At 73.7% G+C, this 18,860-nt stretch carries 18 protein-coding genes and 1 tRNA gene; 12 read left to right on the forward strand and 7 right to left on the reverse strand.

The genetic code is table 11. The annotated features are described in order from the left end of the window. Positions 1–135: 135 nt before the first annotated feature. Positions 136–1,497: an MFS transporter gene (locus ACFY2K_RS01525; protein WP_387709146.1), complete on the reverse strand. Its 1,362-nt coding sequence runs from the start codon at positions 1,495–1,497 to the stop codon at positions 136–138. 140 nt (positions 1,498–1,637) lie between these two features. Between ACFY2K_RS01525 and ACFY2K_RS01530 the strand changes: the two genes are divergently transcribed. From ACFY2K_RS01530 to ACFY2K_RS01580, 11 genes are all read left to right on the forward strand, one after another. Further along, positions 1,638–2,297, forward strand: a complete 660-nt coding sequence (locus tag ACFY2K_RS01530) for an ArsR/SmtB family transcription factor (RefSeq protein WP_375881929.1) — start codon at positions 1,638–1,640, stop codon at positions 2,295–2,297. 42 nt (positions 2,298–2,339) lie between these two features. After that, positions 2,340–2,843 (forward strand): hypothetical protein, encoded by a 504-nt coding sequence (locus ACFY2K_RS01535; protein WP_387709148.1) that lies wholly within the window; start codon positions 2,340–2,342, stop codon positions 2,841–2,843. Positions 2,844–2,958: 115 nt separating this feature from the next. Then, positions 2,959–3,621 (forward strand): hypothetical protein, encoded by a 663-nt coding sequence (locus tag ACFY2K_RS01540; protein ID WP_387709150.1) that lies wholly within the window; start codon positions 2,959–2,961, stop codon positions 3,619–3,621. A gap of 263 nt (positions 3,622–3,884) precedes the next feature. Further along, complete coding sequence (locus tag ACFY2K_RS01545; protein ID WP_375881938.1) at positions 3,885–5,159, forward strand: MFS transporter; 1,275 nt, start codon at positions 3,885–3,887, stop codon at positions 5,157–5,159. Continuing rightward, positions 5,156–6,427, forward strand: coding sequence for an ATP-grasp domain-containing protein (locus ACFY2K_RS01550; protein WP_375881940.1), 1,272 nt, complete (start codon positions 5,156–5,158; stop codon positions 6,425–6,427). Before ACFY2K_RS01545 ends, ACFY2K_RS01550 begins: the two co-directional genes overlap by 4 nt. Then, positions 6,424–7,644 (forward strand): lysine N(6)-hydroxylase/L-ornithine N(5)-oxygenase family protein, encoded by a 1,221-nt coding sequence (locus tag ACFY2K_RS01555; RefSeq protein ID WP_375881942.1) that lies wholly within the window; start codon positions 6,424–6,426, stop codon positions 7,642–7,644. Before ACFY2K_RS01550 ends, ACFY2K_RS01555 begins: the two co-directional genes overlap by 4 nt. Positions 7,645–7,655: 11 nt before the next feature. After that, the gene (locus tag ACFY2K_RS01560; protein ID WP_380529216.1) at positions 7,656–8,042 is read left to right on the forward strand and encodes a cupin domain-containing protein; all 387 of its coding nucleotides are present in this window, start codon (positions 7,656–7,658) and stop codon (positions 8,040–8,042) included. Next, positions 8,039–9,193, forward strand: coding sequence for an FAD-dependent oxidoreductase (locus ACFY2K_RS01565; protein WP_387709154.1), 1,155 nt, complete (start codon positions 8,039–8,041; stop codon positions 9,191–9,193). The genes ACFY2K_RS01560 and ACFY2K_RS01565 overlap by 4 nt, the downstream gene beginning before the upstream one ends. A gap of 26 nt (positions 9,194–9,219) precedes the next feature. Continuing rightward, the gene (locus tag ACFY2K_RS01570) at positions 9,220–10,833 is read left to right on the forward strand and encodes a class I tRNA ligase family protein (protein WP_387709156.1); all 1,614 of its coding nucleotides are present in this window, start codon (positions 9,220–9,222) and stop codon (positions 10,831–10,833) included. Positions 10,834–10,860: 27 nt separating this feature from the next. Next, on the forward strand, positions 10,861–12,078 hold the full coding sequence (locus ACFY2K_RS01575; RefSeq protein ID WP_375881950.1) for an acetyl-CoA carboxylase biotin carboxylase subunit family protein: 1,218 nt from the start codon (positions 10,861–10,863) through the stop codon (positions 12,076–12,078). Between the two features lie 106 nt (positions 12,079–12,184). Further along, complete coding sequence (locus ACFY2K_RS01580; RefSeq protein WP_380398980.1) at positions 12,185–13,246, forward strand: threonine aldolase family protein; 1,062 nt, start codon at positions 12,185–12,187, stop codon at positions 13,244–13,246. Positions 13,247–13,360: 114 nt separating this feature from the next. On the opposite strand, the gene ACFY2K_RS01585 is transcribed toward ACFY2K_RS01580, so the two are convergent. Then, positions 13,361–13,849, reverse strand: coding sequence for a YajQ family cyclic di-GMP-binding protein (locus tag ACFY2K_RS01585; RefSeq protein WP_375881954.1), 489 nt, complete (start codon positions 13,847–13,849; stop codon positions 13,361–13,363). Between the two features lie 218 nt (positions 13,850–14,067). Between ACFY2K_RS01585 and ACFY2K_RS01590 the strand changes: the two genes are divergently transcribed. Further along, positions 14,068–14,148 (forward strand) — tRNA-Tyr (locus tag ACFY2K_RS01590). Between the two features lie 151 nt (positions 14,149–14,299). Here ACFY2K_RS01590 and ACFY2K_RS01595 read toward each other — a convergent pair. From ACFY2K_RS01595 to ACFY2K_RS01615, 5 genes are all read right to left on the reverse strand, one after another. Beyond that, positions 14,300–15,691, reverse strand: a complete 1,392-nt coding sequence (locus ACFY2K_RS01595) for a tyrosine-type recombinase/integrase (RefSeq protein ID WP_387709159.1) — start codon at positions 15,689–15,691, stop codon at positions 14,300–14,302. Then, positions 15,691–15,882 (reverse strand): helix-turn-helix transcriptional regulator, encoded by a 192-nt coding sequence (locus ACFY2K_RS01600; protein ID WP_387709161.1) that lies wholly within the window; start codon positions 15,880–15,882, stop codon positions 15,691–15,693. Before ACFY2K_RS01600 ends, ACFY2K_RS01595 begins: the two co-directional genes overlap by 1 nt. 250 nt (positions 15,883–16,132) lie before the next feature. Further along, on the reverse strand, positions 16,133–18,130 hold the full coding sequence (locus ACFY2K_RS01605; RefSeq protein WP_387709162.1) for a DUF3987 domain-containing protein: 1,998 nt from the start codon (positions 18,128–18,130) through the stop codon (positions 16,133–16,135). Continuing rightward, on the reverse strand, positions 18,127–18,414 hold the full coding sequence (locus tag ACFY2K_RS01610) for a hypothetical protein (protein ID WP_387709164.1): 288 nt from the start codon (positions 18,412–18,414) through the stop codon (positions 18,127–18,129). Before ACFY2K_RS01610 ends, ACFY2K_RS01605 begins: the two co-directional genes overlap by 4 nt. A 106-nt stretch (positions 18,415–18,520) precedes the next feature. Further along, positions 18,521–18,691: a hypothetical protein gene (locus ACFY2K_RS01615; protein ID WP_387709166.1), complete on the reverse strand. Its 171-nt coding sequence runs from the start codon at positions 18,689–18,691 to the stop codon at positions 18,521–18,523. Positions 18,692–18,860 lie beyond the last annotated feature (169 nt).

Raw genomic sequence — 18,860 nt, forward strand, 5'->3', positions numbered from 1 at the left:
CGGTCGGCTGCGCGGGGGAGCGGGGCGCCGGGGAGGGAGCCCCGGCGGCGGGCCGTACCCGGCCAGTTCACCCGGTTGCCGCGCCCGCCGCATGCGGCGGGCGGCCGTGCGGGTGACCGGCGTTCAGCCCTGGGCTCACACCGGCGCGGCGGCGGGCCAGGTGGCGCGGCGCAGGGTGCGGCTCGCGGTGGCGGGCAGCAGGGCGGCGGCGAGCAGGGCGGCGATCGCGGCGAGCGTGACGGCGGGGGAGAAGCGGTCCAGCAGCAGGCCGGCGGCGAAGGAGCCGGCCGGCATCCCGGCGGTGAGCAGGGTCATGGTCGCGGCGATCACCCGGCCGCGGAGCCGGTCCGGCACCTGACGGAAGACCAGCAGGTCGAGCATCACCCGCAGGGCCGGGACGCCCGCGCCGACCAGGAACAGCGCGGCGAACACGGTGACCGCCCCGCCGGGCAGCAGCGGTGCCAGCGGGACGGGCACGGCGGTCCAGGCCACCACGAGCAGCAGCACCCCGGGGCCGGCCAGCCGGTGCAGCCGGGAGACCAGGGTCGCCCCGGCCAGCGCGCCGACCGCCTCGCCGGCCAGCGCCAGACCGATCCCGCCGCTGCTGGTGCCGTGTTCGCGCAGCAGCACCATGACGGGCAGCAGCAGTGCCGCCCCGGTCAGGTTGATCACCAGCAGGACGGCCAGTGCGGGGCGCAGCAGCGGGGAGGCGGCGAGGAGGCGGAAGCCGGCCAGCGCGCCGCCCTCGTCCTCCTGCTCCTCCTGCGCGTCCTGCCCGTCCTGCGCGTCCTGGCCCGCGCGGCTCGGCTGCCCGGCCGCGGCCGCCGGTCCGGCCGGGAAGCGCACCAGCAGTGCGGTGATCAGCGCGACCAGCGAGGCGAACGCGGCGCCGAGGAAGGGCACCGAGCGGCCGAGTCCGAACAGGAACCCGGCCAGGGGCGGGCCGGCCAGCGCGGCGCCGCTCATCCGGGCCTCGTCCTGGGCGAGCGCCTGCGACAGCTGCTCCGGCGCGACCACCGAGCGCAGGGCCAGCAGCCGGACCGGGCCGCTGTAGGCGATGGTCGCGCCCACCAGTGCGGCGACCACCAGCAGGTGGGCCAGGGCCAGCCGGTCGAGTGCCAGGGCCACCGGGACGCTGGCCAGGGCCAGCAGCCGGACGGCGTCGGAGGCGACCAGGACCCGGCGGCGGTCCCACCGGTCGGCGACCGAGCCGCCGTGCACGCCGAGCAGCAGGGTGGCGGTCATCTGGACGGCGCCGAAGGCTCCGGCGGCGGTGGACGAGCCGGTGAGGGCGAGCACCAGCAGGGGGAAGGCGGTCTCGCCGATCATCAGGCCGAGGGTCGCGCAGGAGGTGCCGGCCCACAGGGCCTGGAACCGCAGGTTGCGCCGCAGCGGGACGGGCGGCGGCGGGTCCGCCGGTCCGGGTGCCGCTGCCTGCTCGGCCGCCCCCAGCCCGACCGCCGTCCGCTCGGCCGTCGCCGTGGTGTGCTCCGTCATGGACCGACCCCCATCGTTCGCGTTCTCCGACACCGTTCACGCTCACGTGAATGATGGCGTGAGCGTGAGTGATTGCGCAAGGGTGAGCGCTCACCGAGCGGTGATTGCGGGCGGAGTGGCCGATCTGCGAGGGTGGGCCCGTGGCCGAGCACGAACAGGAACCCGCCGACGGGGACGAGCAGCAGCAGCCCACCACCTGGGTCAAGGAGCGCCAGGTGGGCGACGTCGCGGTGCTCAAGGCACTGGCCGACCCGCTGCGCCTCGCCATCCTCGGCGCGTTGAAGACCGCCGAGGACCGTCCGCTGACCGCCAAGGAGCTCGCCGCCGAGCTCGGCGAGCCGCAGACCAAGCTCTACCGGCACATCAAGCAGTTGGAGAAGGCCGGGCTGGTCCTGGTGGCGGGCACCCGGCTGGTCTCCGGCATCGTGGAGAGCCGCTACCGGGTCGCCCAGGACTCCATCCGGCTCGCCCCGGAGATGTTCACCGCCGACTCCCCGGCCCGCTCCGAGGCGTACGACGCCATGCTGGCCGCGATCGACCGGGTCCGCGGCGAGTTCCGCGCCCATGTGGCCGACGGGCGGCTGGATTTCAGCCGCCCGCAGGACGGTTCGGGCCCGTCGGCCGGACTGTTCGCGCACTTCACCCTCCGGCTCGACCCGGACCGGCTGGCCCGGCTCCGCGCCCAACTGGCCGACATCTTCGACGGCTTGTCCGAAGAAGGTCCGAGTACGGCCGACGACGCCGTGGACGTGACCCTCTTCACCCTGCTCTACGGTCTCCGCGCGGGCACGGAACGATAAATTCCGGGCCGACTGTCGGTGCGGTGGGACAGCATGTCGGGCATGTCGTATGAACTCCAAGCGCTGATCGGCATGTTGGAGCTGCTGACGGTGGCGGCGGCGGAGGTGCCGGCGGCCCGGGTGGTGCCGCTGGCCCAGGGGCTGGCGCTCATCCCGGTCACCCCCGCCGTGCTGTCCGCGCTCCAGGGCGACACCGCGGTGTCCAGGTCCGTCGGCGGGCCGGGATCCGGTGGGGCGGGATTCGGCGGGTACTCCGACGGGTTCGAACTCCGGCTCGCCGCCTGGTCCAAGGCCGGTCCGATCGTCCGCGTCGAGGCCGAGTACTTCGGTGGCGGCGGGACCCAGCGCGCCGTCGGCTGGTTCGACGGCCGGGTCGTCCTGGGCCCGCTCGCCAGTGGCGAGTTCGAGCCCGCGCCGGCCGAGGGCACCCCGATCTCGCGCGCCCTGCGGTGGCTCGGCGGGTCCGTCGCACCGGGGCGGGCGGACGAGTTCGACTCGGTCGGGCTGGGGGCGCACCGCAGCACCGCGGAATGGGCGCAGGGCTGAGCCGCCGTCCGGCGCGCCGCCGTTCGGCGTACCTGCGGTGGCCGGGCCCGGGCGGCGACCGCACGGTGTGAGTCAGGCGATCTCGCCTGACTCGCACTGAGAGGAAGCAGTACCCATGCGTTCCACCCGGATGGCCGCCACCCTGACCGCAGCCCTCGCGCTGACCATGGTCGCCACGGCGTCCGCCACCGCCGCCGGCCAGGCAGCCTCGGCCCCCCGCACCACCGTTTCCGCCCCCGTCGTCCCGACGGCCCCGACCGCGCCGGACGCCCCCACCGCGCCGGACACTCCCACGGTGCCGACGGCGCCCACCGCGCCGGACGCCCCGACCGTGCCGACGGTGCCTACCGTTCCGGACGCCCCGACCGTGCCGACGGTGCCCACCCTGCCGGACACCCCCTCCGTGCCCGGAGCCCCGACGGTCCCGGCCCTGCCCGCCCTGCCGACCCTGCCCGCCGTCCCGGCCGCGCCGGACCCGAGCGCGGCCCTCGGGGCGCTCGGCGACGTCGTCAAGCTGGTCACCGGCCTGCTCTCGACGGTGACCTCGGCCGTCCCCGACGTCGGAGGTGTCGTCCAGCAGCTCCTCGCCGCGTTGCAGGGCCTGCTCGGCCAACTCCCGAGCGTGCCGGCGCTGCCCACCGTCCCGGGCACCGCCGCGAGCCCGTCCCGGCAGCTCCCCGGTTCCGCACCCGCGGGCCTCCAGGAGCAGCTCGACGCGCTGCGCGCCCAGGCGCAGGCGCTGACCGCTGCCGCCCGCTCCCGCCCCGCCACCGACTGACCGTCATCGGTCGGCCGTGACCGGCCGACCCCTGTCGGCCGCCGCGCGAGGCCCCGCTCCCCGGTCCGGGAGCGGGGCCTTGTCGTCGTCCCGACGTCTGCCAACAGATCTTCCTGTCGAAGCGTCAGATGAGAACAGATCTTCATGTCGACGCAGAAAATGGATCTAGCTTTTCCGTTTTCGACGGGCTACGGTCGTGCTCATGCCGGGCTTCGAACAGCCCGGCCGGGGTGGCGATTTCCGAGGTTCACGGGGGAACTTCCATGGCGTCCGGCCGTACGGTGGGTTACTTCGCGCTGCGCTCGATCGGCTGGCTGGTGGACAACCTCCTGGTCTTCGGGATCCCCCTGCTCTGCTACCGGGTGACCGGCGGGCTCACCTGGTCGGGTGTGGCCGTGGTGCTGACCTGGACGCCCCGGCTGCTCTCGCTGGCCGGTGCGGGCTACCTGGTGGACCGGCTGTCGATCCGCCAGATCTTCCTGGTCAGCGACGCGGGACGGCTCGCCCTGGCGGCCGTCTGCTGCCTGCTGATCCTGCTCCGGCCGAGCACCGCGGTGCCCGTGGTGCTGGTCTTCGGCATGCTGTCCGGCGCGTTCTTCGAGCAGACCTTCGTGGCCGGCGAGAAGGCCGGGCGGCTGCTCACCCCGCCGGAGCGGGCGGCCCGCACCCAGTCGGTGCTGACCGGCCTGGAACAGGCCGCCATCATCGCCGGGCCCGCGCTCGGCGGACTGCTGCTGCTCTTCCCGCCGGTGGTGTTCGTCGCCACCGCGGGAGCCGGCTACGCGGCCAGCCTGCTGCTCGCCCTCGCCCTGCCCGCCGGCAGGGCCGACCCGGACGCGGCGCCGTCCCCGCTGGCCGGCCTGCGCCGGACCGTACGGGATCCGGTGCTGCGCAGCGTGGTGCTGCTGACCATGGGGCTGAACTACCTGCTCAGCCTGCTGATCGGCAGTGCCCCGGCCCTGGTCGCCACCCGGTACGGCGTCTCGGAGAGCGCGCTCGGCTTCGTCTACTCGGCGGCCGGCGTCGCCTCGATCGCGGTGGTCGGCATCGCCCCCTGGCTGATCGGCCGGCTCGGACTGTGGCGCTACGGCATCGGCCTGGCCGTCGCCTCCGCGCTGGTCTGCCTGGGGCTGTCCGTGGCCCCGGACCTGGCGCTGTTCGGCGTCGCCCTCGGGGTGTTCCTGGCCCTGGACTCGCTGTTCAGCGTCTACCTGCGCACCACCAGGGCCGAGCGGGTGCCGACCGGGGAGTACGGCAGCGCGGTCGCCGCCTTCGGCCTGCTGCTGGTGGCGCCGATGCCGGTCGCCGGGGCGACCCTCGCCCTGGCCGGCTCCTCGGTCGACCCGGCCACCCTGCTGCGGGTGGCCGCGGTCGGGGCGCTGGTCCTGGCCCTCGCGCTGCTGCCCGGGCTGGCCCGGGCCGGCCGCCCGGCCCCCGCCGACCCCCACCACCCTCACGACCCCCACCCTCACGACCCCCACCACCACGACGCCGGAACGGCGACCGTGGCCCACGAACGGGAAGACATAGCACGATGACCAAGCATTCGGACCGGCGCATCCTCGTGATCGAAGCCCTCTCGGGGGGTGTGCTGCTGGTCGAGGCCGCCCTGGACCTGGGGATCGGCGTCGTGGTCGCCAGCGCGGACACCGAGGACCGGGTGATGCCCGCGCACCTGCGCGACCGCATCGACGCACTGGTGACCGTCGAGACCAACGACCTGCCCGCCCTGCTCGCCGCGGTCCGCGAACTGCACGAGCGCCTCCCGCTGTCCGCGGTCTTCCCCGGCTGCGACGTCTACGTCCCCAACGCCGCGCACCTCGCCGCCGAACTGGGCCTGACCGGCCTGGACGTGCGGACGGTGGAGCAGGTCCGGGACAAGACCCGGATGCGCGAGGCGGTCGAGGCCGCCGGGCTGCGCAGCCCGCGCTTCCTGGAGGTGAGCTCCGACCAGCACCTCGCGAAGGCCGCCGAGCTCACCGGCTTCCCCTGCGTGGTCAAGCCGGTGGACCAGTCCGGCAGCCTCCACGTGTCGGTGGTCCACGACCTGGACCAGCTGACCGACGCGTACCGCCGGCTCAGCACCGACGACTTCGTCGACCTCGGCCGCCCGATGATCGAGCGGGCCCTGGTCGAGGAGTACCTGGACGGGCCGGAGTACAGCGTCGAGGGCTACGTCCTCGACGGCACCACCACCGTCGTCGCGGTGACCGAGAAGCTCCTCGCGCCGGAGCCGTACTTCGCCGAGATCGGCCACCAGCTGCCCGCCGCCCTGTCGGCCGAGGCCTCGGCCGCGATCGAGGAGTACGTCCAGGGCGTCGTCCGGGCGGTCAACCTGAGCGTCGGGCCGTTCCACTGCGAACTGCGGCTCACCGCCCAGGGCCCGGCCCTGGTCGAGATCGGCGCCCGGATGGGCGGCGACCGGATCGCCGAACTGGCCCAGCTCGCCACCGGCGTCAGCCTGCCCAGGGTCTGGCTGGCCGGGCTGCTCGGCCTCGACCCGCAGGAGACCGGCGCCTTCGGCGAGCCGGTCGCGGCGGTCGCCGGCATCCACTTCTTCACCGCCCCCGGGGAGACCCGCTTCGACCGGGCCACCGGCCTGGACACCGCGGCCGCCCTGCCGGGCGTGCGCGAGGTCCGGCTCGACCTCGCCCCGGGCGACCCGATCCACCCGCACCTGGACGACTTCCGCTGCCGGCTCGGCCAGGCGGTCTTCACCGCCGACTCCCCGGCCGCCGCCACCGCGCTGCGCGGCGCGGTCGACGCCGCCGTCCGGATCAACCCCCAAGCGGAGGACGAACGGTGAGCGAGCTCCTCGACTACCTGGCGGTCGGCGCCGGCCCGGCCAACCTCAGCCTGGCCGCCCAGGCCGAAGCCCACCCGGGCACCACCGGACTGCACCTGGACCGCCGCGAACGGCCCGCCTGGCACCCGGGACTGCTGCTCCCCGACGCCACCCTGCAGAACTCGCCGTTCAAGGACCTGGTCACCCCGGTCGACCCGACCAGCCGGTTCTCCTTCCTGGCCTTCCTCGCCGCCAAGGGCCGGTTCTACCAGTTCCTGACCGCCCGCTTCCCGGCCGTCCACCGCGCGGAGTTCAACCAGTACCTCGGCTGGGTGGCCGACCAGCTCGGCGACACCGTCCGCTACGACCACGACGTGACGGAGGTCCGCTTCCACGGCGACCACTTCGAGACCGAGACCTCCCGGGGCACCTTCCGCTCCCGGCACCTCGTCCTCGGCGCGGGCCCGCAGCCGTACCTCCCGCCGGTGCTGGAGGGCGCCACCGGGCCGGCCGTGTTCCACTCCAGCGAGTTCGTCCAGCACGCCGAGGCACTGGCCGGCCGCCGGGTCGCCGTGGTCGGCGGCGGGCAGAGCGGCGCCGAGATCGTCCGCCACCTGCTGGTCGGCCAGGCCCGCCCGGAGCGGGTCACCTGGGTCAGCCGGCGGCCCGGCTTCCTGCCGCTGGACGAGTCGGCCTTCACCAACGACCTGTACCTGCCGGAGGCCGCCCAGGACTTCTTCGGACGGCCCAAGGAGCAGCGGGCCGCCCTGCTGGCCGAGCAGAAGTACGCCAGCGACGGCGTCAACGAGGGCCTGCTGGCCGAGCTGTACCGGATCGTCTACCTGACCAGCCACGTCGAGGGGCGCCCGGAGCTGATCCGGCTGCTGCCCGGGCACGAGGTCGCCGGGCTCGCCGAGCGGGCCGACGGGCTGCGCCTGGAGCTCAAGTCCGACGGGGCCGAGACCGCGGTGGACTGCGACGCGGTCGTGCTGGCGACCGGCTACGTCCAGCAACTGCCGCAGTGCCTGGGCGCCTTGACCGGGCGACTGCGGCTGGAGGACGGCCTCCCGGTCGTCCGGGAGGACTACTCGGTGGAGTGGGACGGGCCGGACGGCCACCGGATCTACCTGCAGAACGGCGCCCGGCACGCGTTCGGCATCACCGATCCCAACCTCGGCCTGCTCGCCTGGCGCAGCCGGGCGATCCTCGACAGCATCCGTACGAACGGGGGTTCCTGACGATGCATCAGGTGAACGAGACGGCCGGCCCGGACGCCGTGGCCGAGGGGCGGTCCGTCGAGGTCCGCTACCTCGCGCCCGACGTCGACGAGACCGGCACCTCCAGCCTGGAGGCCGACCTGGACGCGGCCGAGGTCCTCGCGGCCGTCGGCCGGTTGCCCGTCAACCTGGCGGTGTTCACCGTGCCCCCGCACTCGGCCACCATGGCCGACTGCCACGCCTCGCAGGAACTGTGGCTGGTCCAGCGCGGCCACGGGGTGATCACCTGCGGCGGCCGCGAGCACCCGGCCCGCCCGGGCGGGCTGTACGCGCTCCCGGGCGGCGAGGAGCACCGGCTGCACACCGCCGACGAGGAGATGACGGTGCTCTCGATCTGGTGGCGGGAGGCCGGCGCGTGAGCGGGCACGGGACGTACGACCTCGCGGTGATCGGCACCGGCATCGTCGGCGCCACCGCCGTCGGCCTGGCCGCGCTGCGCCATCCGGACGCCTCGGTGGTCGCGGTCTGCGCGGGCGCCGTGCACGACGGCTCGACCGTGCGCTCGCTCGCGGTGGACATCCCGGCCGGGCGGACCGGGGAGCAGCGGGCCCTGGCCCGGCGCAGCCTCGAAATCCGGGCCGAACTGGCCGCGCTCGCACCGGCGTTGAACGCCGAGGTGCGGCGCGCGTACTGGGTGGTGCCGGCCGGTGGCGCGGCCGGGGTCGACGGCCAGCTGGTCGGCGACGCGCTGGCGCCCTGCCGGTCCGAGCAGGAGGCGCAGCTGCGGGCCGTGTTCGGCGGACAGGTCGGCGGGGCGGGCACCGAGCTGCGGCGCTCCGCCGAGGCGACGTTCTCCGAACCAGCCGAGGCCGTCGAGCAGTTGCTCCGACCCCTCACCGCCGGGGGCCCCGCCGCCGGATCGCCCGTCGCCGGATCCCTCACTGCCGGATCCCTCACTGCCGGAGCCCGGGCCGGCGGCCCGCGGCGGGACCTGGTCGAGGGCTTCGCGGTGCGCGCCGTCGAGCCCTGTGCGGAGGGCTACCGGCTGATCGCCGAGGACGGCGGCGAGCTGACCGCCCGCCGGGTGCTGGCCGCCCCCGGCGCCGCCGCCCTGGCCGGCCCGTTCGCCGCGACGGCGAAGCGGCTCGGCGCCCGGACCAAGAAGGTGGTCGCCTACCGGCTGCGCGGCGGAGAGCCCGGCGGGCACCGCCCGCTGCTGGTGCTGGACGAGCCGGACGCCTTCCTGCTGCCCGTCGGCGAGGGCCGGGACTGGTACTACAGCATCACCAGCACCGACTGGGACTGCCCGCCCGAGCGCACCCGGCTGGCGCCGAACCCCGCCGACCGGGCCCTGGCCGAGGCCGTCCTCGCCGAGCAACTCCCGTGCTTCCGGCCCGAGTTCATCGGCTGCCGGACCGGTGCCGACCTCTACCTCCCGGACTTCGCCCCGCTGATCACCCCGCTGGACGGCCTCGACGGCGTCGTCCTGGCGACCGGTGGCGCGGGCTCCGGCTTCCGGCTCGCCCCGGCCATGGCCGAGGGCGCACTCGCCCTGCTGGGCCTCGACTGACCTCCCGACAGCCCGTGAGGACCACGATGCGCACCAACGCCACCCCCCGCCACTACCTGCTCGTCCCCCCGGAGCCCACGCCCAACGGGCACCTGCACCTGGGCCACATCGCCGGCCCCTTCCTGCGGGTGGACGCGCTCGCCCGCTTCCTGCGGATGCGCGGCGACCGTCCGGCGATCATGACCGGCACCGACGCCTACGAGCCCTGGGTCGCCATGAAGGCCCGGGTCGACGGCGTCGACCCGGGCGAGATCGTCGCCCACTACCACGAGGTCATGCAGGCCGACCTCGCCGCGCTGCGGATCGGCATGGACGAGTTCGTCAACCCCGCCGAGGAGCCCTGGCACGGCCTGTTCCAGCGCGAGATCGACGGGAGCGTCGCCCGGCTGGACGCCCGCGGCGCGGTGAGCACGCTGATCGAGAAGGTCCCGTACGAGCCGGCCGCCGGCCGCTTCGTGGTCGGCCCGCTGCTGCTCGGCCGCTGCCCGGACTGCGGCACCGAGGTGGCCAGCTACTTCTGCGAGGGCTGCGGCGCGCACTTCCGTCCGGAGGAGGTGGTCGAGCCGCGCCCGCGGCTGGCCACGGACGCCGACTGGCAGTGGCGGCAGATCGCCACCCGCTTCCTGCGCACCGCCGGACTGGCCGAACTGGAGCCCGAGTTCGACCGCCTGGACCTCGCCGAGCGGTACCGCTCGACCGTCCGGGCGCTGCTCGGCCGGGGCGGCGCCACCATCCGGCTGAGCGTCCCCGAGACCTGGGGGATGACGCTGGCCGGCGGCGAGGACGGCGTCCCGTCCAGCCTGTTCTCGTACACCGGCGGCTTCATGTTCGCCCGGCTGCTCGGCGAGATCCACCGGCAGCGGATCGGCGCCGAGGTCAACTCCTTCTCGCCCGACTCCGACGTGGTCACCGTGACCAGCCTCGGCTGCGACAACGTGGTGTCCGCGCTGGTCTGCATCAACGCCGTCGCCCTGGTGCACGGGGACACCCGGCCGTACGACCGGGTGCTGATCAACGAGTTCTACCAGCTGGCCGGGGAGAAGTTCTCCACGAGCCGCCGGCACGCGATCACCGCCTCGGGCGTCGCGAAGGTCCGCGGGCTGACCCCGGACGCCGTCCGCTACCACCTCGCCCTGGTCAACCCGGAGACCTCGCAGACCAGCTTCGAGCCCAAGGAGTTCCTGGACGCCGTCAACCACCGGCTGGCCGGCGTCCTGGAGGACCGGATCGCCGCCGCCTGGGAGCGGCTGCCGGCCGAGCCGGCGGCGCTCCCCGCGCCGGTGCTGGCCGCGCTCGACGCGCACCTGGACCGGCTGGAGCGGGCCCTGGACGGCCCGACCGTGCGGATGGCCGAGGCCGGCGCGGTGCTGGACTCCTGGATCGACCGGATCGACGCCCTCCCCGACGCCGACCGCACCCCCGACCAGGGCTACTGGTGGCTCAAGGGGCTGGCCCTGCTGGGCTTCCCGATCATGCCGGACTTCGCCGCCGACCTCTGGCGGCGGCTCGGCGGCACCGGCGACCCGGGCTTCGCCGCCTTCCCGGAGCGCCCGGCCCCGGCCACCGCCGCGCACCGGCGGTGGTTCACCCCGGTCACCGCGGCCGACTTCGCCGCCTGCCTGCCGGAAACCCTGAGCTGATCCCCACCACCCCTTCGGAGCCCCCGCGTGCCTGAACACCCGCACTACCTGGTCGTCAACCGCTACGACGACGAGGACGCCGAGTACCGGCGGTACTGCGCCGGCCACCCCTGCGACCTCTCGGTCGTCACCACGCCCGACGGCGTGGCCGCGCTCGGCCCGATCGAGCCCGGGCGCGTGGTCACCGTGCCCGACCTGGAGTTCGCCACCGTCCTGGCGGCCGCACGGGAACTGCGGGAGCGGCACGGCGCCTTCGACGGCGTGGTCGGCCTGTCGGAGTACGACGTGCTGACGGCCGCCCGGGTGCGCGAGGCGGTCGGCGCCCCCGGCCCCTCGGCCGACCTGGTGCGGGCGTTCAAGGACAAGGTGGTGATGAAGGAGCGGGTGGCCGCGGCCGGACTGGCGGTGCCGCGGTTCGCCGCGCTGGCGGGCGGCGCGTCCGCCGCCGAGCTGGAGCGCGCGGTCGGCTTCCCGATGGTCCTCAAGCCGCGGGCCCGGGCCGGTTCGGCCGGCGTCCGGATCGTCCACGACGCCGCCGCCCTGACGGCGGCGCTCGCGGAGACCGACGCCGAGGAGTACGAGTGCGAGGAGTACGTCTCCTCGGAGATCTACCACGTCGACGGGGTGCTCGCGGCGGGCCGCGAGCACTTCGTCAGCGTCTCCGGCTACGTCAACACCCCGCTGGAGTTCACCGAGGGCCGCCCGCTCGGCTCGGTGTTCCTGGACCCGGGCGCGCTGCGGGACGAGCTCGCCGCCTTCGCGCTCGCCTGCGTCCGGGCGCTCGGCCTGGAGACCGGCTGCTTCCACCTGGAGGTGATCCGCCGGCCGAGCGGCGAACCGGTCTTCCTGGAGGTCGGCATGCGCCCGGGCGGCGCCGAGGTGCCCTTCGTCCACCGGGAGGTGCACGGCATCGACCTGATGGCGGAGACCTTCCGCACGGTGCTCGGCCTCCCGCTGGAGTCGGCCGGCCGCGGCTTCGAGCACGCCAGCGCCGGCTGGGTCGTCATGCCCGAGCCCGCGGTCCGGCCCGCCCGGGTGCTGGACCGCACCCCGATGACGGGCGTGGTGCCGCAGGTGTACGCCGAGGTGCTGCCCGAGCCCGGCGCCGTGTACGACGGCACCGGCGGCTACTTCCACGTCCCCGGCCGCTTCCGGCTGACCGGACCGGACGAGCGGAGCGTACGGGCCGCGGCCCGCCGGATCATGGCCGAGTACCGGCTCGACGTCGAACCGGTCCGACCGTGACCGCCCTGACCCCCGTGACCGCCCTGACCCCCGTGACCGCCCTGACTCCCGTGAGCCCCGTGGCCCCCGTGACCCCCGACCCCGTGCCAGTGGAGGACAGCACCCGATGACCCCGCAGCGACGACACGACCCCGAGCTCCGCGCCTTCGCCAGCGACAACTACGCCGGCGTCCACCCCGAGGTGCTGGCGGCGATCGCCGTCGCCAACGGCGGCCACCAGGTCAGCTACGGCGAGGACGTCTACACCGAGCACCTCCAGGAGGTGTTCCGCGGCCACTTCGGCCCGTCCGCCGAGGTGTTCCCGGTGTTCAACGGCACCGGCGCCAACGTGGTCGCGCTGCAGGCCATGATGGACCGCCGGGACGCCCTGGTCTGCGCCGAGAGCGCGCACGTCAACGTGGACGAGGGCGGTGCGCCGGAGGTGATGGCCGGCCTCAAGCTGCACACCGTCCCGGCCTGGGACGGCAAGCTCACTCCCGAGCTGATCGACCGCCAGGCCTACGGCTTCGACAACGAGCACCGGGCCCGCCCCGCCGTCGTCTCGATCGCCCAGTCCACCGAGGTCGGCACCTGCTACACGCCCGAGGAGATCCGGGCGATCTGCGACCACGCGCACGGCCTGGGCATGAAGGTCTACCTCGACGGCGCCCGACTGGCCAACGCCGCCGCCACCCTGGGCGTCCCGATGCGGGCCTTCACCACCGACGCCGGCGTGGACGCCTTCTCCCTCGGCGGCACCAAGAACGGCCTGCTGCTCGGCGAGGCGATCGTGGTGCTGAACCGGGAGGCCGTCCAGGGCATGCGCTACCTGCGCAAGACCTCGATGCAGCTGGCCTCCAAGATGCGCTTCGTCTCCGTCCAGTTCGAGGCCCTCCTGGGCACCGACCTCTGGCTGCGCAGCGCCTCCCACGCCAACGCGATGACCCAGCGGCTGTTCACGGCCGTCCGGGACCTGCCCGGCATCCGGATCGACCGCCCGGTGCAGGCCAACCAGATCTTCGCCGTGCTGCCGCCGGCCGCCACCGAGGCCCTGCAGAAGCGCTTCCGCTTCTACACCTGGGACGTGCAGAGCGGCGAGGTCCGCTGGATGACCTCCTTCGACACCACCGAGGCCGACGTCGACGCCTTCGCCGCCGCGATCGCCGAGGAACTCGCCGCGGCGCTCTGACCGGCCTGCCGCGCCGACGCGAACGGCCCCGCCCCCGAAATCCGGGAGCGGGGCCGTGCCGTCCTGCCGTCCAGCCGTCCGCCCGCGCGCGGGGTGCGGGCCGGCCGGGGTCGACTAGCGGTAGTTCACGTACTGGACCGCGAAGTCCAGGTCCTTGCCCTTGAGCAGGGCCTGGACGGCCTGGAGGTCGTCGCGGCTCTTGGAGCTGACGCGCAGCTCGTCGCCCTGGACCTGGGCCTTGACGCCCTTCGGGCCCTCGTCCCGGATGATCTTCGCGACCTTCTTGGCATCCTCCGTGGTGATGCCTTCCTTGATGTCCGCGAAGATCTTGTACTCCTTGCCGGACAGCTGCGGCTCACCGGCGTCCAGCGCCTTCAACGACAGGCCGCGCTTGACGAACTTCGTCTGCAGCACGTCCAGGATGGCGCGCACGCGCTCCTCGCCGTTGGCCTTCATCTCGATCTTCTCGCCGGAGCGGCTGATCTCGCCGCCCACGCCCTTGAAGTCGAAGCGGGTGGCGATCTCACGGGAGGTCTGGTTGATCGCGTTGTCGACCTCCTGCCACTCGACCTTCGAGACGATGTCGAAACTGGAGTCGGCCATGGGTGTTGGTCTCCTTGATGCTCTGGCTTCACTGACACGGCCCGCCCCACCGGGCGCCCGCCGCCCAAGCCTATCCAGCGTCACCCCGGCCCCGCCCGTGACCGCCGCGCGGCGGTCCTCGATCGTCGGGTGATCTACCGAGTGGCGTAGCACCCCCCCGGATCAGGTATGGTTTACCACGTCGAACGGGGCCGAGAAGCCCCGCGAGACACCATCCTGGCTGGTTGCCCGAGCGGCCAAAGGGAGCAGACTGTAAATCTGTCGCGCAAGCTACGCAGGTTCGAACCCTGCACCAGCCACAGGATAGAAAACAGGCCCTGATCTGCGGAAACGCAGATCAGGGCCTGTTTCGTTGTGTTCGAACGCTGGTCACGCCGGATGGTCGTTTTGGATGGTTTGTCTCACCTCGTTTCGCCCGAATCCCAGCCCTGACCAGCGCATCCGGACCAGCTACGGACCAGGATCCGGAGCCGGCGGCACCGGGCGGTTCCGGTTGAGCCGCTTCGAGATCAGCTCGTTGGCGTACTCGACGGTGCCGTGCAGGCACTTCGCGTAGACCCGGAGCATGACCGCGACGCTGTGCCCGGCCCGCCGAGCGACCTCGGTCGGGTCGACTCCGGAGTTCAGCCCGAGCGAGATCCCGGCGTGCCGCAGGTCGTACGGCCGCTTGCCGAGCTTCGTCGCGCAGTCGGCCGGCGACAGCACCTCGGCGCGGGCCCGCTGCCAGACCACCCCGTACCCGCTCTCCTGCACCATCCCGCCCCGGGACGTCCGGAACAGCCGCCCGTCGGGCGCGGCGCCGAAGGCGGCGATGTGCTCCCGCAGGATCGCCACCAGCTCGGGCGGGATCGGAACGCGGCGGGTTGCCTTCTCGGCCCGGTGCTTGAGCCCGCGCTTGTCGTGCGACGTCCCGTCGTCCGTCCAGGACGAGCCGACCCGCGGTCGGGTCTCGTCCAGCACCACGTAGCCCCAGCCCTCGGCGGGCAGGTGGCAGCGCGAGAGCGTGAGGAACACGGCCTCCGCCGGCCGCAGCCAGCCGAAGTAGAGGCAGGCGAAGAAGGCTTTGAGGTGGGCGCCGCGCTTCCCCTGGCGCCCGACCGCCTCGATGAGCACGGCGGCCTGGTCCTCGTTGACCACCAGGCCCGGGTCGACCTCTTCCTCGGCCTCCGGTGGCTGCCACTGGACGGTGGGCAGGGGGTTGGCGGTCAGATAGCCCTCCTCCATGGCGTAGCCGAAGAGGTGCCCCAGAATGCGGCGCTTCCGCAGGATGACCGAGGGGGCCGCCTTCTTGCCGTCCAGCTTCACCGCGAGGGCGTTCAGCAGGCGGCGCACCATCGGCGGCTCCTCGAAGGCGGAGACCAGCACGGACTGCTTCTGCACCCACGCCAAGGCCTTGGCCCAGTCCGCCGGCGGCTCCTCCTCCCACGCGTTCATGTTGAACGCCCAGCTGTAGAGCGCCCGGCGGACGAGCCGCTTGTCCGGCATGCCGGCCTTCGACTTCACCAGCTCGAACGTGACCGTGGCGAGGGCGTCGGCCCAGGTCGTACGGGTCTTGGCCGGGGCCCCTTCCCAGCGGGCCTCAACGTACTTCCGGCCGAGCTCGTACCAGCTGATCTGCTTCTCCTTGCGGAGCTCGGAGAGCGGCAGGCCGCGGTCCACGTCGAACGGCTGCCCGTCGCGCAGGGCGGAGATCAGCTCGGACTTCCGGCCGTCGGCCGCGGTCTTGGTCAGGAAGGACTCGGAGAACTCCCTCCCGGCGACGGTCCAGCGGACCATCCAGGGGGCCCGCCGGTCCGGGCGGTGGCGGTGGTCCCAGAACTTGACCTTGTACGAGGTGGGCATCAGGCGGCGTCCTGCTCCTGCGCGGCCCACCAGGCGTCGAGGGCACTGCGACGGATGCGGAGCTGGCCGTTCGGGAGCTTCAGGATCTTCGGGGCCTCGCCTCGGGCCCTCATCCGGTAGAACGCGGCGCGAGACATGTCGATCTCTTCGAGGACAGCGCGGAGCTTGAGCTTCGGGTCCTTCTCGGCCATGACGGCCCCTCCGTTGGCGGGTGCGGATGGTGGTTGTGGTGCATCACGGCCCATGTGGGGGACTGGGGCCGGAAAGCGTCAGGGATGTCAGGGGAACTCGCTGACCTGCGGATATGGCCCATGCCGGGGCGTCAGGAGTTGTCAGGGCTGTCAGGGGATTTCGGTTATCCCCTGACAGCCCTGACGTTCCCTGGCGGGCCGTCCGGTGGCGATTGACCTGGTCAGGGCTTTGTCCTGACATCCCTGACGGTTACGCAGGCGCGTCTGCGGCGGTGGGGGTGCTCACGGCCGGGTGGACGCGGTAGGTGACGGCCTGGGGCCGGCCGCGCTGACCGCTGGCGGTGGGCTGGTCGGTGCGGAGCCAGCCGTGCTGTTCCAGCAGGTGCAGGGCGGGTTCGACGTCGGCGACCTTCTTGAACCGCCGGGACGACGCGACGGCGTCGTGGGCCTTGATGTGGGTGCGGTGGGTGCCGTCCTTCTTCGGCCGCTGGAGCCACTGGAGGAGGGCGTGGGCGTCCTCGGTGGCGGGGTCGGCCGCGATGAGGTCGAAGACCGCGAGGGTGTGGGCGGTGTAGTAGTCCGCGATCTCGGCGGCGCGCTCGACGGTGGCGGCCTCCAGGCCGGCACGCCAGGCGTTGCTGTCCCGGTCGGAGGCGATGCGGTCGGCGAGGTGGAGCAGGACGGCGATCCGGGCGATGTGGCCGACCAACTTCCCGGCCCAGTCCTTGATGTGGGCGAGCGGCTGGTCGGGGCGGAGCTGGACCTCGACCCGCTCCTGGAGTCGCTCGACGGCGAGGTCGGCGGCCTGGTCCATGAGCACGGTGACCGGCTCGGTGAGGTCGGTCATGGCGCGGAGCAGGCGGGTCAGGTTGCGGTCGTAGGCGTTCGCGACCTGCTCGGGGATCGGCGCGGTGCGGACCTTGCGGTAGCCCAGGTTGGAGGGCGGCAGGGAGTACAGGAAGCGGGCGAGCAGGCCGCGGTCGCGGGCGCCGGGGGCGGTGCCGAGCTCCTGGAGGACAGCGGGCTGCGGGGTCACGCCGATGGTGAGCGCGGGCTTGTCGACCGTGGGCTGCTCGCGTGTGATGCGCTCGGCCTGGAGGCGCTCGCCCTTGTGGGCCTGGAGGAACACGCCCAGGTTCGGCTTGCTGCTGTAGCGGCCGACCATGCTGTCGAACAGGTCGCCCTCCGGCGAGAGCGCGGCCAGGCACCGGTGGACGGAGAGCTGGCTGTTGACGGTCTCCGGGGTGATGTCTCCGGACAGCGTCAGCCGCGGGGTCGGCGGGACGGTGATCTCCTCGGCGACCATCTTCGCGGCGGAGATCTCCGCGATGAGCCGTGTGCGGTCGAGGTCGGGGTTCTTGCGGGCCTTGGCCGTCAGGGCGTCGACCTCCGCCAGCGCGGTGTCCTTGGCGGTCTCGGCCTCGATGATCACCGCCTTGGCACCGGCCTGGAGCTCCGCCTCGACCTTGTAGACCGGGCCCATCGTGAACGCGAAGACATCGGACTTACGGCTGGCCGGGGGCATCGCGCAGGTCAGGTAGAGGTTGGACTGCTCGCGCCAGCCGGGCCGGATCTCCACGTTCACTCGCCCGCCAGCGGCGGTCGACAGCGCCGCGAGGGCCATGGTCGCGGCGGCGTCGGGCGGGGTCTGGGTGAACTCGGCGACCGCGGCGACGTAGGCGCCGACCCACTCGGGCAGGGCCTGGACGGGGAAGGTCGGCAGGGCTCCGTGGGAGCCGAGCGGAACGGGGTCGAGCCAGGTGTCTCCAGCGGCGAGGTCCGCGAGCATGGAGAGCGCGGCCGTGCGGACGGCGTCCAGGTCGGCCTGGTCCTCGCCAGCCATGGCCATGTTGGCGAGGCGGCTGGTCGCGGTGCCGATCCGGCGGCGCTCGGCGGCGAGGCGCACGATCTCGGCGTAGTAGTCGCCGTTGGCTGCGGTCGGGGTCGCCTCGACGCAGGCGTGCAGGTAGCCGGGCCCGCCGACGCGGCCCAGGTCGCCCTGGGCGCGCAGGACACCGGCCAGCAGCATCGGGTCGACCGGCCGGTCGCCGCCGGCCATCCGGGTGATGGCGCGCCAGATCGTCTCGTGCGCGAGGTGGTAGAACGCGCTCGGGTCGCCGAGCTGGGCGGCCAGCGCCGGGATCTGCGCGGGGTCGAGCAGGGCGGCGCCGATGACGGCCTGCTCGGCGGCCTTCACGTCGGCGGGCTCGGGGCGGAACGGGACCACGTTCAGGGAGTTCTCGGTCACCGCTCCTCCTCGTCGGGGAGCTGGTGGTGATCGAGCCAGGCGAACGCGGAGGTGGTCTGGGCGCGGTAGTAGACCTCGATGGCCGCGCCCGGGACGCTGCCGACGCGGACGCGCGGGTCGACGAGGCTGGCGTACAGGCGCGCGCCGTGGTGCACGCAGGCCCCGGCGGCGTCGCCGTGGCGGTCGAGGACGGTCACGGCGTCGAGCGGGCCCTCGCAGGGTCTGGCGTCGCCGAGGTGGGCGGCCTCGCAACGGGGCTGCGGCGAGGTGGTGTTTCCGGGCATGCTGGAGTCCTCTGATCTCTGAGAGGGGATCGGATTGGCCCCGCAGCAACCGCCCGTTACCCGGCAAGGTCGACGGTTGCTGCGGGGCTTCGTGCTGGGCGGTCGGTCAGTCGTCCTCGGGGCCGCAGAGGCAGTCCTCGGGGGCGGCGCCCTGTCCGATCTGGCAGGCGCAGTAGATGAGTCCGAGCGGCGTCTCGATGGGCTCGCCGCCGGTGCAGTGGTCGCACTCGCCCGGCGCCCAGTCGGCGGCGTCGAACTCGTCGTAGTCGTCGTTCACGGTGTTGCCTTTCATCAGGCAGCCCGGCGCCGGCGGCCATTGCGGGGCCGCAGCGCCAGGTTGCCGAGGGGTGTGGATTGGCGCGGTAGGGCGGTAGGTAGGGGGCCGGCCGGGAGGGCGGTACGCAGGCGCTGACCTGCGGTTCCTACCGCCCTACCACCGCCCGAGA

Source organism: Kitasatospora sp. NPDC001309 (assembly GCF_042896295.1).
In the GTDB taxonomy this organism is placed as follows: Bacteria; Actinomycetota; Actinomycetes; order Streptomycetales; family Streptomycetaceae; genus Kitasatospora.

Coding starts and splice junctions, on each gene's coding strand:
- ACFY2K_RS01525 (WP_387709146.1), bottom strand. CDS start 1,497: ATGACGGAGCACACCACGGCGACGGCCGAGCGGACGGCGGTCGGGCTG.
- ACFY2K_RS01535 (WP_387709148.1), top strand. CDS start 2,340: ATGTCGTATGAACTCCAAGCGCTGATCGGCATGTTGGAGCTGCTGACG.
- ACFY2K_RS01540 (WP_387709150.1), top strand. CDS start 2,959: ATGCGTTCCACCCGGATGGCCGCCACCCTGACCGCAGCCCTCGCGCTG.
- ACFY2K_RS01545 (WP_375881938.1), top strand. CDS start 3,885: ATGGCGTCCGGCCGTACGGTGGGTTACTTCGCGCTGCGCTCGATCGGC.
- ACFY2K_RS01550 (WP_375881940.1), top strand. CDS start 5,156: ATGACCAAGCATTCGGACCGGCGCATCCTCGTGATCGAAGCCCTCTCG.
- ACFY2K_RS01570 (WP_387709156.1), top strand. CDS start 9,220: ATGCGCACCAACGCCACCCCCCGCCACTACCTGCTCGTCCCCCCGGAG.
- ACFY2K_RS01580 (WP_380398980.1), top strand. CDS start 12,185: ATGACCCCGCAGCGACGACACGACCCCGAGCTCCGCGCCTTCGCCAGC.
- ACFY2K_RS01585 (WP_375881954.1), bottom strand. CDS start 13,849: ATGGCCGACTCCAGTTTCGACATCGTCTCGAAGGTCGAGTGGCAGGAG.
- ACFY2K_RS01595 (WP_387709159.1), bottom strand. CDS start 15,691: ATGCCCACCTCGTACAAGGTCAAGTTCTGGGACCACCGCCACCGCCCG.
- ACFY2K_RS01600 (WP_387709161.1), bottom strand. CDS start 15,882: ATGGCCGAGAAGGACCCGAAGCTCAAGCTCCGCGCTGTCCTCGAAGAG.
- ACFY2K_RS01610 (WP_387709164.1), bottom strand. CDS start 18,414: ATGCCCGGAAACACCACCTCGCCGCAGCCCCGTTGCGAGGCCGCCCAC.